General features: G+C 57.5%; 8 protein-coding genes. 6 read left to right on the forward strand and 2 right to left on the reverse strand.

From position 1 onward, the window contains the following. The first annotated feature begins 127 nt into the window (after positions 1–127). Genes OO306_RS06980 through OO306_RS07005 form a run of 6 tightly spaced genes read left to right on the forward strand, consistent with a single transcriptional unit; the run spans position 128 to position 14,210 of the window. Complete coding sequence (locus OO306_RS06980; RefSeq protein ID WP_265968176.1) at positions 128–1,942, forward strand: hypothetical protein; 1,815 nt, start codon at positions 128–130, stop codon at positions 1,940–1,942. Positions 1,943–1,968: 26 nt separating this feature from the next. Further along, entirely contained in the window at positions 1,969–4,491 is a 2,523-nt protein-coding gene (locus OO306_RS06985) for a hypothetical protein (RefSeq protein ID WP_265968177.1), read from the forward strand. Between the two features lie 57 nt (positions 4,492–4,548). Beyond that, on the forward strand, positions 4,549–6,981 hold the full coding sequence (locus tag OO306_RS06990) for a hypothetical protein (protein WP_265968178.1): 2,433 nt from the start codon (positions 4,549–4,551) through the stop codon (positions 6,979–6,981). Positions 6,982–6,985: 4 nt separating this feature from the next. Beyond that, a complete protein-coding gene (locus OO306_RS06995) occupies positions 6,986–9,883 on the forward strand; it encodes a hypothetical protein (RefSeq protein ID WP_265968179.1) in 2,898 nt (965 codons plus the stop codon). After that, a complete protein-coding gene (locus OO306_RS07000) occupies positions 9,883–10,371 on the forward strand; it encodes a hypothetical protein (protein ID WP_265968180.1) in 489 nt (162 codons plus the stop codon). The genes OO306_RS06995 and OO306_RS07000 overlap by 1 nt, the downstream gene beginning before the upstream one ends. A 35-nt stretch (positions 10,372–10,406) precedes the next feature. Further along, positions 10,407–14,210, forward strand: coding sequence for an RHS repeat domain-containing protein (locus OO306_RS07005; protein WP_265968181.1), 3,804 nt, complete (start codon positions 10,407–10,409; stop codon positions 14,208–14,210). A gap of 53 nt (positions 14,211–14,263) precedes the next feature. Here OO306_RS07005 and OO306_RS07010 read toward each other — a convergent pair whose 3' ends face one another. Both OO306_RS07010 and OO306_RS07015 read right to left on the reverse strand, forming a co-directional pair. Next, positions 14,264–14,833 carry a fimbrial protein gene (locus OO306_RS07010; protein ID WP_265968182.1) on the reverse strand — a complete coding sequence of 190 codons (570 nt, stop codon included), beginning with the start codon at positions 14,831–14,833 and terminating at the stop codon, positions 14,264–14,266. Positions 14,834–15,416: 583 nt separating this feature from the next. Beyond that, on the reverse strand, positions 15,417–17,912 hold the full coding sequence (locus OO306_RS07015; protein ID WP_265968224.1) for a fimbria/pilus outer membrane usher protein: 2,496 nt from the start codon (positions 17,910–17,912) through the stop codon (positions 15,417–15,419). Between the last annotated feature and the right edge of the window lie 3 nt (positions 17,913–17,915).

Raw genomic sequence — 17,915 nt, forward strand, 5'->3', positions numbered from 1 at the left:
TGAGCAGACACTAGTCGAAGTATGCCTCGCTGGCACCTAGCATTTTTGCCAGGTGTGGGGGCTTGAGTGGGGTGATATACCTGTCGCCAATTCCCATGATTGGTTATTGGTCACAGAGGACACTTTCATGAATACGCCAGACAGGCCGGAGGTCGCGCACCTCGACGTGAGGACAAATTCGGTTGATCTGGATGCGCTGGCATCAGGCCCACTAGATACCTGGATAACCTACAGCGGTATCACACCGGGAGAATACGTGAAGATCAACTGGCGGGGCCTGATGGAAGATGGCTCCGTTGATGATATTTTCGTTGAGGTTGAGGTGGATGTACTTGACGCTCAGCAGCGCTGGCGGTTCAGGATCGAGTTCGATCGTGTTTTGAAGTTGCGAGGCGGTACGGTGTTCTATTCGTTCCAACTTCTGGATAGCACCGGCGGTTTTTTGGAGGAGTCGAAGCGCAGGCACTTTTACATCAACCGAATGGCCGACGGCCTGTGGGCCTTGCCGGTCGCGCACCTGCAGGGTGCCCATGACTTGATCATTGATGTTACTCAACTCAAAGATGAGGGCCTGCAACTGGCGACCTCGCCGTATGTCTCCATGGCTGAAGGGGACAAGGTATTCCTGGTGTGGCAGCCTCATTACAACGAGTTCGCGCCTGGCGAGCCGATCGAATTGCTGCATGAAGTCAGCAACGCTGACATCGGCCAGCCGTTGCTTTGGCACTTGGAACGTGGTGATGTCGAAAACTACATGTTCGGCTTCGGGGTTTTGCGCTACCGCATCGAATATACCGATGGCTCGGTAAGCCGTTCGCCTGAGCAACGTTTCGCCATTGTCTGGCCCGATCCAAGTGACCCTCCTGCCACGCCTCTGCTGGCGGCGCCCAGTATTCCGGGGCATGTAGGAGACACGCTCGACCCCGATGGCGATGCTTATAAAGACGGTATCTGGCTGCTGGCCGAGCCTTACCCAGACCTACGCCTGGGCGATTCCCTGATGCTCTATGTAGACGGCCCGGAGGTGAGCCTGCGCAGCGTGCGAGCAGATGTCAGTTCGCTCGACAGCCAACACCTGGCGTTTCATCTGGACCGTGCGTGGCTGCAGAGCGAGGTCAACCGTGGCAAGCAAATTACCTTCAGCTATGAGTACGGACGCCCTGGGGCACAAAAGCGCTCGGAGGGGCTGACCGTGGCCTTGCAGCGCCCCTTGAACCTGCCACTGCCCGTCATCAAACATGCCGTGCCGGAATGGAACGATGAGCCGTATCAGGGCACTGTCCACCCGCGTAACCTCAATGGCGGTGCCGAAGTGCGTATTCCGGCGGATGCAGAGTTGGGTGAGGGGGAGCTGCCGGCACCGCAGGTCAGTATGCACTGGGAGGGGCATGGCAGCACGGGCTCGGTCATCGTGCCACAGCCCGTCTCTGGTGACCTGCGCCTGTTCAGGGTGCCGCGAACGGCCATCGCCGCCAACATGGGCAGGCGCCTTGAGGTCTATTACACCGTTACCAAAACTGGCGAATTGCCCCGCAGCTCACAGAAATTCGACCTGAAGGTGGCCGATTACGGCCAGCAGAGCTACCCGCTCATACAGGTGAAGGGGGTTGAGAACGAGCAACTGTCGTTGGGTGACGTGCCGCCTGGCGGCGCGCTGTGCTCTTTGGGGGCATGGGCATTCATGGCACAAGGGCACCTGCTGGGGATCGAAGCCGAAGGTGTGCCGAAAAGCCGTAAAAGTGCCAAGCATACCCTGCGCCCGCGCTCAACCGAGGTGAGTGATGACGAGTATTACGATGGCCTTGTTAAAGCGCACTTGCCCACAGCATTCCTTGAAGGGTTGCTACTGAACAGAAAGTTCAGGTTGACGGTGTCTGCCAGTTTTGATGATGGCGAAACCTGGCGGGACTTTCGTTCCGTCGATATCGAATTGATTGATTGAAATCCAATTCTTGCGCGAGGTGAATCATGTCGACTAATTCCAAGGCGAGCTTGCTGAAGTGGTTGGAGACGGGTGATCGACTGCTGGGCAATGACTCTGTTTTTGCAATTGATAAAGCCAAGGCAGACAGGCTGCTGACTCAAGAGTATATCAGGCGCTTCAAGACCAGTTCGTACCTGCCGCCGGTGAATGGTGAGACCAAGGCAGAAAATGGTTATAAGGTGTTCATGCAGAATTTTATTCTGGATCACCCTAGGCTGTCTTTTGATAACACCGATATTACCAGCTCCCGCGCCAGCCTGCGCATGAAGATCGTGGGCGGCAATCAGGTAGGGTTGAAGCAGGCTGGCGCCAACTGGTACCCCCAGCGTATTGATCGGATCGAACCTTTGGTGGGCCCAGAGTTGCGTTTGAATCTGCAGTTGAGTGAGGTGCCGGGGCATGTCGATGACGGCGGCGCGTTGACCTTGGACCTGCGCAATAGTGACGATTTTGTCATGATGTTTTCCGATTCCAGGCGTATTCGAGAGTTGGGTGGCGACTTTTTTAAAGAGTTGTTCAGAGCGTTGCCGGATGAAAAACGCGTCTGGTCACTGGGGCATATCGAGCACGGTGATGATGACTTGCTGCGGCCGGAGTCGTTTCAATTGTATACCCAACGCAATCCTTCAATAGCGAGTTCGCCGATGGATATTGAGGGGGAAGCAGATACGGACGGGGCGTTGCTGGGGACGATTCACATGGTCGGTGGCAGTCTCGAACAAGCGTCTACACCTGGGAAAGACTATCGTTATTTGATCCCTGGCGACAGCAGTGGATATTCCGCGACGGTGATGTTTGGAAAAAATAGGGTTGCGCTCGCAACTATTCTTCGGAATATACCGCGTACCCTTTTCGAGGCGGCAGAATTCAATGTTGAGTACGCGAATGATGGCGCGGCAACCGCAACATTCACGGATGGGCAACTAAATTTTTCAGGTGGGGCCGATAGCGCATTTTTTGAAGGTGACTACGCCGCTGGCGGTTATGGGAGGTTTTTCAGTGAGATGAATATGCGGGTGCCAGCGGGGACGATGCCGTTGGCGGGAAATCTGAAAATTCATATTGCTAATGGTCAGGCGGTCTTGGAGTTTGATAAAACGGCTTGGCTGGATGTTGAGGTAACCCGGTATTGGGATTCTTGGGGGTATGCGGACCCTTGGAACCCAGGAACGCACCCGAGTTTTATGCTGGGGGGGTGGTCGGCGGAGTCTCGATTAATTATAAAAATTACTTGGAACATTGATGATCAGCAAGGCGGTATGTTGAAGTTGGCAGGCATCAACATTGATTTTCCGAATACGTGGGATTTGTATAATCTTGAGAGAGGCTGGCCAGTGCCCCCGGCGGAGGGTAATCAATTTGGTACCAGTGTAGAACACGCTGTTTGGATGAGGAAAAGTGTGTGCGCGGCAGTGGAAAATGTTGTACGTGGCACGTCTATCCCTCTGTTGCGGGCCGCACTCGCAAAAGACTTTGCCACCGATTTGTATATTAATGAGGTGGTAGAGAAAACGATCCAGCTTAACTTCGGCGGTGCCATCGCGGGGCGCGATCTTTACTTGCCTCGCGACGTGGTGAGCTTCGGTAGCGTCAACCCGAAATTGACGACGTTTACCGTCTCGCCACTCGAAAAAGTCATGCTCCAGGGGGACAAGCTACAGCTCTCTGTCGTGCCTGCGCAACAGAAGATCGAGTGGTCCGTCGAGTCAGTGGAAGGCTCTGCTGACGATGCGGGCAATTTCGACCGCGTTACTAATGGACTTTACCTGGCTCCCGGTGCCAGTGGTATCCGAGATGACTTTACCCGTGTGCGCATCACCGCCACCGCGCCAGCCACAGGTTTCTCCAGTTCCGCGTTGGTCACCGTGGTGAAAAACGCGCTCAGTGTGAGCCCACTGGTGGAGCTTTGCCAGGTTGGGGATGAAGGGGTGAGCCTCAAGGCTGGTCATGTGTCCGAGGGCGAATTGAACTGGAGAATTCTGGGCGCGCAACCTCATGGCTCTCTCGCTCATGCATCCGGTGCCACCAACACCTACATACCTGGCCCAGACCTGCAGGGCAAGGCATTTGTGCTTGAGGAGGTAGAGGTCAGCAACAGTACCGGTGAACGCCGTTCGGTGTGCCTGATCACAAATAGCAAACTTAAACCTCCCACCACAGTGATCATGTCAAAGCACGATGTGAAGTTGGGCAGGGCATGGCTGCAGTTATTTGGCGGCGGTGCTGCTATTCCGGGTGAACTGACAGTGGTCCATGGCCCAGGCCAGATCGGCAAAGACGAAGACGGCAATCCCTATTATCAAGCCGTTACGTCAGATGCTCCGTTCAGTGTGGTCCGGTGCAACTTGCAGACGCAGGCGGAGGTGGAGTTTCCGCCAGGCTCGGGGAACTTCATCCCCATCCCCCTCAATTATGACGGTTTCATTGTACTGCCGTTGCCCTTGGTTGAGCACCCGGGGGCCTATGGAACGCTCGAGCTGGCCGCAAGGCGTCTCACACGCAAGTAGCTGAACAACGTTCAATCACACGAATGCCTTACAGCATAAATTGAACAGGGCCATATCATGTCTAGTAACTATCTGTCAGTCATCCTGGCATGGATGAAGCAGCACCCCAGCCATATGAATTGGGACCTCACGTTCGCAATGCGTCCCGAGCAGGCCAACGACCTTGTGGAGCTGGCGCACTACAGTCGCGAGAGCAGCGCGCTGGGCGATATCGAAGGCGAGATCGCTGTGCCGGGTAGCGGTATTACCCACGTGCTGACTGGCTACCGCATGGGGCCGCCACGGTTAGGGGATATCGAGGCGGCGTATTCATCGCCCAACGTGCGGCAAACCATCGCACTGGAAGGCGGTATGCACTTTATCATGGACAAGGCCGACGGCCTTCTCGGTGTGGCGATGCACGACCTGCTGGATCCGTTGCAGGTCAAGCAAGAGCTGGCATTGACAGCCAACTCGCAAGGTGTGCAGGCCGACTTGAAAGAGGGTGTGGAGACTGAGCTTGACCTGGGCGGTGGATTGCCCCAGCGGCTGGCTGCCGGGCGCTTTTTCAAGGACTTCGTCAGTGGGCTGGATATCGCCCGTCGAGTCTATCCGTTGGTGGACTTTCAGGCGCTGGCTGGCAATCCGTACCTGCAGGTGCGTGACAGTGCGGTCCGTACACATGTCAGCAAATTAGACGGCAAAGCTGCGATGGTGGTGTTCGCAGGCCTGGAAAATGGCCCGTTGGGCAACTTCCCTACCGAGCAGAACAATTACCCTTTCCTGCTGCCGGATGATCTGTCGCAACCGGTCACCTCCACCCTGCTGCTGTCTTCGCGCTTGTTGCACAGGGCTGCTTACGCTACAGGGCTTGAAGAGATGCTTGAAGGCGGGGTGTTCGAGTCGCACCTGGACGCGGATAAAACGCTAGCGCGTATGGACGCCAAGGCCGGCCAGTTGCGTGTTCACCCCAGCACCTATGAGAGCAACGATTACCAGTTCGAGTGCGATGAGTTCGTTATTCCGGTGGGGGGGGCTGCGCCTTCAGACGCCGCAGGGGGCAACCGTTCCCTCAGCCAGCATGGGCAGGCATGCTGCTGCTGTTGCTGCACTCCCGCCACTGAGAGCGCCCGCGGACAGGCGCCCCAAGGCGCTTTCCAGTCGCCGCTTAGCATTGAGTTCGACCACGATGAAGTTCGCCAGCATTGGCAGTCGTTCTGTACCTTGACACTGCGTTACAGGACCAAACGCGAGAACTTTTGGCAAACCCATACAGCGACCTTCAAGTTCGATCTGCGCACGTTGTTCCACCTGGACAAACCTGCAACGCCAGAGGAAGAAGCTGGGTGCATGCTGCTGGGCCATGTGTTGTGGCCTTGGGAACAGGCAGCCGAGGTAACACCGGTCAATGGCCTACCCGTTGGCCTGTCAGCGCAGACGAAACGAGAGATCAATGCGTTCGTCGCCTTCGTCATCAAGCAAGCAGTGCTGGAAGGGTTGGCCAAAAAACTGACGGCGATGGTGCCGGAGCAGGTGAGCAACGGCGTGACGCTGGCCCCTGATCATCGGTTCGTCCCATTCCACTTTGAGTTTCCCGCGGGTATGGCGTTGTTCGCGAACCAGAACAGCGCTGCATTTTTCCGTGTTGTTGACCCACCCGTGGTGATTGCACCCGGCAAGCGCCATACCTTTACCGTCGAACCCGCGCGTGAGGGGCTGGTCTGGAGCCTTGAGGCGTTGCCCGGTGCCCAGGGTGATATTGGGCGGATCGATGCTCAGGGTGAATACCGCGCGCCGCCAGCACATGCAATGGGCGGGCAGGAGGTGCGCGCGCGGGTCATCGCCACGGACCCGTTCACCGGCCAGCGCAGCATGAGCAGGGTTACCGTGTTGCTCGCTGCTTTGACCGTCAACCCCTTGATTCGCGTGTGTTACATCGAGGATCAGTTGACCCTCACGGCTGGCACGCTGGGGGGGGATTTGAAGTGGTCGGTGCTCGACCCCGAGACAGAGGGGCGGGGTTCGGTCCAGCCCAGCGAAGATGGCAAGCGGTGCAGTTACTCCGCAGGTGGCCTGGTATCTGCCAACCAGACCTATGTGCTTGACCAGATCAAAGTAGAGGACGCTCAAGCGGGCGAGTCTGGCTTGATTCATGTGCTGGTGCGCCAGCGCAGTCCGGAGCTCATCATTGAGGTTGCCCGTACGTTGCCCAATGGCGCCTTGCAGTTGCAGGTGCGGTTGAGCGGGAATGTCATACCCGGTGTGGAACTGATCCTGCCGATTGCGGGTACCGGCAAGATCGATGCCAGTGGCGTCTTCACGCCTCCTGACCCTGACGCCGGTATGCCTTTCGCGCTGATCCTGGCCAAGTTAGCGATACCAGATTACAACCTCATTTTCGAAGGCCACCTGATCCTGACGCTGCCTTTGTCGCAGTATTTCGATGCCACGCGCCGCGCTGCCATTCCGGCAGGCCTGCGCGTGCGCTCGCAACAGTCTTTCGGAGGGTAATGCCATGTCTAATTCATTGGCGCAGTTGCTTGCACACATGAGTAAGGGGTCGGTGACGCTGGGTTGGGGGGCAGTTGCTGCCTACAGTCGCCAGCGGCTGAACCATTTGCTGGAGCAGCAATACTTGACGCGACTTAAGGAAAACACGTACCTGCCGCCCTACAGTGACTCGCTGCCAGGGCAGGGCGTGGGTGACTCTCTGAGATTACAAGGTCTGGAGTTTGGTTCGCCGTTGCTGTCTTTCGACAGCGCATCGATGAGCGACGCCAAAGCCACGGTGGCCATGAACATTATCAAAGGTACGGTCATTACTACTGGGGCTTTGATCAGCGATATCAAGATTACTGAGGCAGCGGGGTATTGGCTGAAAATGGAGGTAGACCTCGAAACGGTACTCGGTGAGGTAGATCCCTATGGCCGAGTTACGTTGAATCTGGCCAAAGGTGCGTCTTTCAGGACCAACCTGCTGGAGGAGGATGAAAACTTTAACGAGGTGCTTATCAAGGCACTGGAAAGCTGGATGCACGAAAGGCCTGCCCGTTGCGCAATGTTCGATCTTGGGACGGTGGACTTCGAAGGGTACGAACCGCTGACACCCAAGCGTTTCATTCTGCGTACCCAGGCCGCCCCAGGTGCACGCGTGCGTGGTGCGAGCAATCAAGGGGATGGGGCGGTACTGGCGTTCATGCGTCTGCGTGACAACCCAGTTGACGGGCAGTCGCCTGATGACAGTTTTCCGTACCTGCTGCCAGATGGCGACTACTCGGCGACGCTTGTATTGCACAAAGACATGATCGCCCATGCGTCCGACGGGGGCCTGGAGTTGCTCGCAAGCCTGTTGTTCCCCGAGCTCAATGCGTTTGTAATAAAAGAAGATCATATACCGCTGGACCTGGCCGTGTTTGGCAATATCGATCCGCTGCGCACGAGCTTGACGGTTGAACCGGCGCAGCGAGCAGTGATAGCTGCAGGCAAACAGCAGCCGTTCGTGCTGTACGACGGCGAGGGCAAGCCGCTCACCGCTTCGCGCTGGAGCGCAGTCAGCCCACAAAGCAATACCCCGGAAGGCCACGGCAAAATCGATAAGAATGGCCTGTACACCGCCCCCTCCCAGGAAGACATGGGGGAGGAGATCCAGACCATCATCGTTATCGCCGAGTACGACGAGGGCGACAACACTTACAGCGCTGCAGCCCGTCTCTTGGTTACATTCGAGGGTTTGTTGGTAACGCCCAGTGCCGTTGCTTTCCGCCCTGCGCGTCATGCAGCAGGGGTAGACGTATGGAATGCGGGTGAAGAGCCCGTCGGCTGGGAACTGCTTGAGCCACCGATGGGTGAGTTGGCGACCCTTGGCGACAGGCATGCGCGGTTTTCCCCTCATCGTAGAGCATTGAAACGGACCCTGACTGTGCAGCAGGTTCAGGCCGCGGCGAGTGAGCAGAGGAACGCTGCGCTGATCATGGTTAATGGCCAGCCACTGGTGACGCTCGAACCCCCTTTCGTGCCGAAACTCGCTTATGGTGGCAGTATCCAGCTGAACGACGTCCAACGCATTATGCCTAATGAACCCAGACGTTGGCGGGTGTTGGGCGGCGCTGGCAGCGTGACGCCATCGGGTCAGTTCACCGCATCGGCGCAGCACAAACCGCAAAGCAATGTGGTGGCCTGTGAAGTGGTGCGCAACGGTGTGGTATTCGCCGCGGGCTATAGCGTGCTGAAAACGTCCGCACTGCAGGCGCAGACCAGTTGGAAGTCGCTGCAACGGTTCACCATCACCGTCGGCAAGAGCAGCCAGGGCACACGCGGGACGATCGACTCCAACGGCTATCAGCAGCTGGAGGTGGAAGTTACCGTGGAAACCCAACAGGTGGATGGCAAGGATTACAAACTCAGCCCGGCAGAAATCGCGTCAATGACGCTGTACGATCGGGCGGGACAGCAAATCCCCGGCCTGTGTGACAACGAGGAAGGCATTGGTTCTGTTTACGGAAATGTCTGGCGCACCAGCTTGAAAAGAAACATATTTTTGCTGGGCAACGAATCCAGCCCCGTGGCTGTCGACCCAGCAACGCAGCCTGTTACCGAACGGGCGCCGGAAGACCGCACCATCAGGCAGATCTTCTACTTGCAGCGGCGTGGAACATCCAGTTCGCAGGTATTTTACGCGGGCTTTCAGGCCGCGAGTGGCGAGTTGTTCTACTCCAATGACACTTTACACAACAATGCCACCATTGAAGTTCAGGTCCGCACACCGGAGCCTTACAAATCCAGTGATTACACCTTCATTCGCAAACGCGTGGCGGGCGGGGGCGGGGACCTGGGTGGGGCGGACCCGGAACATTTAGATTTCGATGATCACCCGATCACCGACGATTACTGGATGCTGGATTACAAGGCGGGAACGTTCTATACCGCCGAGTTTGTAAAGACTCGGCAAAGTGACAATGAGAGAGACGTCAATACTTCGTTGGTTCGCTGGGAAAGCAGCGCGGGTAACGAAGTGTTCCACAGTTACACGGGGTATTTATTCCAGAACCAGGGGGAGGCGGAACCGGAGAAAGTGTCTTTCGACGGTGGCATGGCAGCGGTGTTGGGGCGAGTGGACTTCGAGCGGCCGGTGGCGACGGCATATGAGGCCAGCTTGCTGGTGATTGCAAACTTCCGCAATTGGAATCGCACATTGAGCGATGCACGTGGTCTTGAAGCATTTGCCAAGATGTCCAAACCGTTGCGTGTGCAGTTACGTGACGCACGGGGCAATTTGCACTTGGTTCAAATTGATTATCTGTCAGCCGACACCATTGGTGACCGGAATGTGCTGGTACACAGTGTCCCTTCCCGTCCAACTGCAGAAAACAGTATGACGATTCGCTTGACTGACCGAAATTCAGGAGGCGTGTGATGAACATTAACGCTAAAGTCGTACAGGTACTATTTGCTGGTCTTCTTGTTGGCAGCAATGCAGGGCAAACGGTGCAGGCAAGTGGAACGCAGGCCCAAGCAGTCATAAGGTTTTCGCAATTTATGAATGACCAGGTACCGAGCGGCAAGCAGTGTTCTGTATCAGCGCCGGCTGTAGGGGCGAATGCCAAGCAGTTCAAGATGGACGGCTGTGGCAACGACGTGGCGACATACTTTAAATTCGAAAACGTCCACTCCAGTACCGTTGTGACACTGATCTCTGAGAGGTCATGTTCTTACGACGGGGATTGGTGGTTCGATGTTCGCGCTATCAAGCATCCCACCACTTCGCTTTGGTATGATATTCGTAAACTCAAGCATGCTTCCAATACGATTGTGACGCCGGGTGTCATGAGGCTGGGGGGTAAAAATCACGACTTTATTGAAGGAAAGTTGTCCTGTGTGGTTATTAGGTCTCCTTCAAAGTGAGTGAAGGAATTTGATTATGGTTTGGAGCTACTTAAATGAGTGCATCAACTTCCGTTCATTCCAATGCTTTTAATTTTTCCTCTTACATCGAGTCGGGTGTCGACTCGCGCACAGGCCAATACACGGTGTCCATCAAGCTGCCCGAGTTGAAAGGTAACGACCTGCAGGGTCCGGACTTCAACCTGGGTTTGTTCTACAGCCCCTTGAACGTTGAAGACTCGGGCTTTGGCAAGGGCTGGAACCTGCAACTTACCCAAGTGCGCAACAATATAGTGACGTTGCGCAGCGGCGAAACGTACAAGATTACCGGTGAGTCCACGGTCGACGACCCTCTGGGAATGAGAGAGCAGAAACTCAGGCAGTTCGACCTCTACCATGAACCACCAGGCCAGAATGGGGCCAAGCGTTACCGCGTTGAACACCGTTCTGGCCTGGTCGAAGTGCTGGAGACCATGGGCCCTCAGCAGGCACAGGTCTCTCTGCCCATCGAGTTGCATTCGCCCCTTGGGCCTGTGCTCTACCTGAAATACGAGCCGACGCTGGCTAACCATATGCGCTTGCGCACTGTTACCGACGGCACTGAGGAAATCCTCAGCCTCGAGCGGCAAGGCAACAGCCGGGTCGATATTCTCTGTTACCCCTATGGTGGCGATGGTGGCGGCCCGCTTGCTCGTTACGTGATGACCCTGAGCCAAAGTGATAACCGAGTCAGTGAGATCATCCTGCCCACCCCCAACCAGGCTCGTTGGCGTTTTACCTATAGTGACGTGCGCGGTTTCTTGTGCTTGAACGAGGTCAAGACCCCGTACGGGGGGCGCGAGAGCATCTTTTACGAGGACTCGGGGCATGAATTTCCACCCAGCGCGCGGCGTGCCAATCTGCCCCGGGTAACCCGCCATGAAACCTCGCCGCGTTTCGAACAGCCGACGATGGTGGTGAAGTATGAATACCCTGGCGTGAACAATTTCGTCGGGGGCGGCAGTACGATTCCCTGGGATGACGAAGGGCTGGATAATCTCTACAAGGTGGGGAAGGAATATTCCTACCAGACGCGCGAGATACAAGGGTCGAATAACGATCGAACGATCACGCGCACGTTCAATCGTTTTCACTTGCTGGTGGCCCAACAGACCTCTCAAGGTGAGAATACCCTGGATGTCATCACTACCTACGGTGAAACTGACGGCTCTTTCGACCAGCAGCCGCCTGCCTTCCAGCTTCCGATCGAGGTAATCAGCCGTTGGACCGGGCCCTTCAAAGAGCCCGGCAAGGATCCAGTGGTAAGACAGCGGTTGGAAAAGCAGGTCACCAGCTACGATAATCAGGGAAATGTGCTGACCCGCCTGGAACCCAACCAGGTGCTTGAAACCAATGTCTGGTACAGCGCCGAGGAGGAAGGCAAGCCACACGGTTTCGTGCGCCATTTGAAATCCCGAACCGTACGGCCCGCCCCCAATGGGCAAGGGGCCGCGCCCACCCTGACCCAGCTCTATGCATACAAGCCGCTGGCGCCGCGGGGCAGCTATCTGACGCAACCCTGGTGGCTGGTGGAAAGTGAGAGCATTTTCGAGGCGGGCGGCAAGCCTGATGATTTCATCGAAAAAATCAGTTTCGAATACTATGACGCGTTAACCGCACCCACTTACCAGTACGGACGAGTCAGTACCAGAACCGTGAGTTACCACGGGTCCGAGGCTTACGATACGATCACCCGTTACGCCTACAGTACACCCGTAGCGAAGGCCGTGTTGCAGACCACCGAGACGCTCGAGGGTTTCGATGGGCAAACCAAGGTCATCACCCTGGAGCACGACCTCCAGACCGGTGAGACGGTGCTCAACCGTGACGACAACGACGTCGAGATTCGTTACGAATTTGACGCGCTGCGTAGAGTAACGCGTGAGATCGTTGCACCGGAGACGGGCTTCGAGGCGTACCGGCAGTACAAGTACCACCTGTGCGCTTACGACAATGAACAGGCTCAGCAATGGGCGTACGACGTCAAGGGGGTCGGGACCAGCACGTACTTCGACGGGCTCAGCCGGGCAATTCTAGAAACACGTGAAGACCATGACAGCAAGACGTTCGCGGGGGGCTCGAGGCCGATCTACCGTGCGAAGTACGATCATCTGGGCCAGTTGAGCGAGGAAACCGAAATCGACTGGTTGGGTGACCAACTGTTGGAGTTGGCCAGCACTTACGCCTACGACGACTGGGGCCAGCAGCGGTCCGTCACTGGCCCCGATGGGGTGACGGAGGTCGAGGAAGTCAGCCAGGTGCAGAGCCCTGATGGCCCGGTTCAGCACAACTGGCGTGAACGTGATGGAATACGGCTCAGCGGTATCACGCAGACATGGCACAACCTCTTTGAAAAGCCAGCGAAAATCGAGCGTTTTGCCCTAGATGGAACGACGAGCATCAGTCTGCAGGTCAATAGCTACGACGGGCTTGGACGGCTTAGCAAGGAGGCCAAGGGCAGCGGCACCGGCCAACGGATCGACGAGTATGTATATGACGCCTTCGACCGTTTGCTCGTCCACACATTGGCTGACCGTAATAATCGGGTTTATCGCACGTATGCCAAGCACAGCCGCAACGACCTGCCAGTCAGCATCAAGGTGGGCACCACCGAAGCGATCGCCAAGTTATTGGGCGAGCAGGCGTTCGATGGCCTGGAGCGGCGTATCAGTGCCACGACCGGTGGGCGCCTGCAAACCTTCGAGTACGACCCGGGTGAGCGGCAGCCGCGCTGGGTGACGGCCCCAGATGGCAGGAAGATCGAATACACCTACGTCCCCGTACTGGGCGAGGAGCCCACAACGCGTGTGCTCAGCGGAAAGCCCGCTTCTTACGAATACGATCCCAAGAATGCCAAGCTGACCCATTGTGAAGAACCAGGGGACGCCAGAAACCCCGGGCACAGCATGGACCGCACTTATTTCCTCAGTAACGGCGAGGTCAAGACCGAAACGCGTATTCTGGAGGGTGAAACCTTCAGCATGACCTATGACTACAGCTACCGTCGGCGGATGCGCGCTTATCTGGACGTGCAGGGTCAGAACCAGGTCTATGAATACGATGATCTTGGGCGCCTGGAAAGCACCACGCTGAGTAAACTTGTGCCCACCCCTTCCCGTTACCCAGTGCGCCGCAATCCGCTGGCTGATCAGATACTCTTGTCGGCATGGTTCACCTATGACGATCTTGGGCGTATGGAAAGTACCACCACCCAGGATGTCACTACCGGTCAGCAATTGACCACACGGCTTGAATACGACGAGTTCGACCGGGAAACGCTGCGCACCTTCGACTTTGGCGACATTCTGCAAACGCTGGAGCAGGGGTATGACGAGTTCGATTGCCTGACGCACCGGATACTCAAAGAGCGCCCCAAGGATGCAGACGAAGAGGATGCCAAGCTGTTGCGCCATGAAAAATACGCGTACGACCGGCGTGGTCGGCTGCAGCGTTATGACTGCACCGGCCCTGAGGCGCCGGTCGATCCTTCCGGCAATCGCATCGAATGGCAGACGTTCGGTTTCGATGGCTTGGACAACATCACCTCGGTCATTACCAAGAGCCCAGGGGGAACACCGCAGCGGACACTGTACGAGTTCAAGAATGTCGACCCGGCGCAATTGAGCAGGATCGTTCCGCCGGCCCCGCCCGCTATCGACTTGTATTATGACGCCAATGGCAACCTGATCAGCGATGAGCAGGCACGCGTGCTGGTGTACGACGAGCTCAACCGCCTGATCAGTGTCGAAACCCAGCAGGGCGAGGCCTGTCGTTACCACTACGACCCTGAAAACATCCTGTCGGGTACCACACAGGCTTAGCCGGATTAACCAGGTGAAACCAGGCCGGCCAGAGGGGCCGGCCTTTTTACCCGCTAGCGGTAGCGGATGGTGAAGTTCAATGCGCCCTTGGCCAAGCCAGCACGCAGGTTGCTGCTGGGTTCTGTTTGGTAGAAGCGCGCCTCGAAGTTCAAAGGCACGGTGCCATCTTGCACCGACCTCAGCCCAATCTCGGTATTCAATGGCATCGGCTGGCCGTTGTGAAGCATCTGGATTCCCATCCCTCGGGCGTCGGAATCGCTGGTCAGGCTGAACACATGCTCACCCACAGGCCCAATGGGTTGTGAGCCATCTCGCCCCTCAAGTTCGATGGTCGCAAGCGTTTCGTTGTTCGGGTCGGGGTCGACCTGGCAACTGCTCAGGCGGATCTGGAACGGCGTAGCGGTGGTGGTGAACCCGGGGCCGGTGAAGTCGCTGGTGCTCCATTTACCGAGCTTCACCGGGTTGGCGCTGACCGCGTCGCTGAGGACCTCGCACTGGCTCTGAATGATCGTTGCCCTGAGGGTGTACTCCATGACCTGGCCCATACCTTGGAAGTCGAGGTGGCCGGTAATCAGTTGGCCATCCAGTTGGTGGACGCCAGGGGCCAGGTCGCCGGTCTTCACCAAGGTAACCTCATGAGCAAAGCTGAGCAGCGCAGCGCCACCTAGCAGCGTTGTATCGTAATAGGCCGCGAAAGGGACCCGCGGTGGGTTGCTGCCAATCGGGATCCACTGATCGTTGCCTCCCTGAAAGGGGCGCCGTACCTTTACGATTGCACCCAAACCAGAAATGTTTGTCCTGAGAACGTGACCGTCCATAGTCTGGCCATCAATGGGAGCCATTGGAGGGTGGACGCCGCGGGCTGCTTTCATGTCGAAGTTCATTCGCACACCGTAGCTGAAACACCTCAAGCTCAAATTATTCTGGTCGCTTGTTTGCTCGTAGGAGTCAGCGGGGCCGATAAGCGTGCCGACCCGCGCGTCCCGTGGAACGTACAACGTACCCATGTCGCGGACGAATACCTTGAGCAAGTTGCTCTTGATCGGCCCGAATTCGCAGCGGGTGTCCAAGTTGGCCATGGCCTCGGCCGCCGGCCATGTCATTGCGGCCAGCAATGCCAGGCGCAAGGTTGTTTTGATGTTTTTCATAGATGTCCTGGAGCTCCCAGCGCGGCAGAATGCGAGGGCCGCGCTGCGAGCTTGGTCGCTAAATACAGGGCAGGGTTTGCAGGCGATAGCCGTCAACGGCCGGCGTGGCTTCTGAGTCGATGGCCAGCTGGCAGCTGTCGTCCGGCCGGTCGCCCCAGCTCACCTGCAACGGGCGATCGGAGGCCTGATGCGTGAGCATTACTTGGCCGGCTTGGCCTACCATGCCAAGCAGTTCGCCTTGCTGGTCTTTTACCTGGGCCCCGAAAGGCAGTGGCTGGCCACTGGCGTCGTGCAGGGTCAGGACCATCCGCGAGACATGGCGTGCTTCGAAGCGGCTTTTCACGATCGCGCCTCGGCGGGGGACCACCTGTGCTGCGCCGTTTTCGATCTCCACGTCAGGCCCCAGCCGGTCGATATCCAGTACAACCGCGTTGGTCCTGTAGGGTTGCAGGTAAGGCAGCAGTGCATACCCACGCGCGTTGGTGCGCGTGCCGGGTACGTTGTGCAGGCCCACATCGGCCACACCCGGCACTTCGATCAGGGCCGCGGTATCTCCCAAGTAGGGGCCGAACTCGACGCCGTCGGCGTGCAGCAGCACGGCCCCACTGGCGTTCAACGACAGATTGCGATAGTCCTCAGCTTCGGTAAAACCACCCGCCAACGTTGCATAGGGGGCCTGATAGCCAAGCGACAGTGCCGCAGTTCGGCGATTGCTTTCGTCCTCGCTCAGGCTGGCGCTGTAGCTCAGCGCTCGCTCGGCGATGCCGCCACCGAGGGAGGCGCGTTTGCTAAGGCCCCGGGCATTGTGTTGCATATCGAAGGTGGCATTGGCGCGGTGCCCGAACTGCAACGGCAACGATACGCTCAAACCGAATTGACGATCGCTACCATATCGGTCGGTCAACGACTGAGAGGCAAACAGGTTGTAGTTTACGCCGCGGTGATGCGTGCTGAAGTTGAACTGGTATTGGCGCTGGGTATCGCTGCGCTGCCAGTAATCCTGCTGAGACAGGGTAAGGGTGAGCGAGCTGTTCTTGCCCATGCTCTGGTGGACCGATGCCTCCAGGCGGCTGCGGCTACTGCCGGTATACCCTGATGCCTGGCTGCGCTGGCGCACGGCTTCATCGAAGTCGCGGTAACCCTCAGTCGAATAACGGTAGCCGGCAAATCGCAGATTGGTCTGGCTGGTGAAGGCTTTACCGTATTTCAGGGCATAACTCGTACCCTGTACGTCACGCTCATGTGGGGTGTCTACGTCGCTGAACGATTGCGTCAAATCGAAAGCCAAGGCACCCAGGCTACCCAGATCCTTACTGATGCCCAGGCTGCCCGCCCGGTAGTAGTCGCTGGCCATCAACCCGCCGTAGAGCGTCGTGTTCCAGTGGCTGCCCATGGCCAAGGTGCCTTGCCAGAGCAAGGGGGTGTCTACATCACTGGAAGGGTTATAGCGCCCAACCGTCGCACTGTAACGCCAAACACCCGGCCTCAGCAGGTTGCTGATGGTCGAAAAGGGCTGAATGAAGCGCCGGACCTGGCCGTCTGACTCGGTCAGAACAATTTCCAGTTCGCCGCTGCCCGAAGTACTGAGGTCGTCAATGGCGTAAGGGCCAGCGCTGACATACGTGGAATAAATTGAATAGCCGTTCTGCCAGACCTCAAGCTTCGCTCGGCTCTGCGCGACACCACGGATGACAGGGGCATAGCCCCGTTGATTGTCGCCGAGCATGCTCATGTCCGATGCCACGCGTATGCCAGAGATGGGAATGCCACGGAATATATCGCTGTCGGTGAATGTTTCCCCGACTGTTAGGTTGGCGCGGGTCCCGGGGATATCGCGTTGCGCGTAAGTCTGGGCCCTGGTCCATTCACGGTTACCCTGTTGGTCCTGACGCCAGGACTGAGTGCTGCGCAAGCGCCATTCGCCAAGGTTGACGCCGCTGTTCAAGTGCAGGTCGTCACTGCTGTAATTGCCCGTGTAACGGCTGCGGCCTTGCAGGGTGGAGGCTTGATAGCTGACGAAGGCAGCGTTGATACCGCTATCCCAGTGCGCGGGGTCGACCTGGCCGCTGGCGTCTCGGCGCATGGCGATTTGCGGAATCGAAATGGCCACCCGCAATTCGCTGGCCCTGAAGTCGATTTGCGCGCCGGGGACAACAGCCTTCAGATCCAGGCAGGCGCGATGCTGATCCTCGATGCTGGCCAGTGCATCAAGTCGCAAACCCCATTCACCCAGCAACTTGGCGGGCAGGCAAGGTTGCAGCTCACCCTCGGCGGTAGGCTGGAAATCCAGTTCGTGCTCGCCCTGTGGTTCAAGGTTGACGTGCACGCTCACCCGGTAGAGGCCTGGTGCAAGGTCCTGGTCGCGGGTCAACATGCCCAATGACCAGGCGCCTACGTCTTCGGACTGGCCCGGCACCTGGCGAAGAAAGCCGCTCTGGAAGCCGATCTCCGCTTTAACAGTGGGCACCAGTATCAATGCCGAGCTACCTAGCAGGCACAGCAATGCGCCGCGCTGATGGCGTGACGCACGCCAGCGTGATAAGGGGAGGAACATCAT

Source organism: Pseudomonas sp. DCB_AW (assembly GCF_026240895.1).
Classification (GTDB): Bacteria; Pseudomonadota; Gammaproteobacteria; order Pseudomonadales; family Pseudomonadaceae; genus Aquipseudomonas; species Aquipseudomonas kermanshahensis.

Bases quoted from the DNA above. Each gene is read 5' to 3' on its own strand.
- OO306_RS07005 (WP_265968181.1), top strand. From the start codon at position 10,407: ATGAGTGCATCAACTTCCGTTCATTCCAATGCTTTTAATTTTTCCTCT.
- OO306_RS07015 (WP_265968224.1), bottom strand. From the start codon at position 17,912: ATGTTCCTCCCCTTATCACGCTGGCGTGCGTCACGCCATCAGCGCGGC.
- OO306_RS06985 (WP_265968177.1), top strand. From the start codon at position 1,969: ATGTCGACTAATTCCAAGGCGAGCTTGCTGAAGTGGTTGGAGACGGGT.
- OO306_RS06995 (WP_265968179.1), top strand. From the start codon at position 6,986: ATGTCTAATTCATTGGCGCAGTTGCTTGCACACATGAGTAAGGGGTCG.
- OO306_RS06990 (WP_265968178.1), top strand. From the start codon at position 4,549: ATGTCTAGTAACTATCTGTCAGTCATCCTGGCATGGATGAAGCAGCAC.
- OO306_RS07000 (WP_265968180.1), top strand. From the start codon at position 9,883: ATGAACATTAACGCTAAAGTCGTACAGGTACTATTTGCTGGTCTTCTT.
- OO306_RS06980 (WP_265968176.1), top strand. From the start codon at position 128: ATGAATACGCCAGACAGGCCGGAGGTCGCGCACCTCGACGTGAGGACA.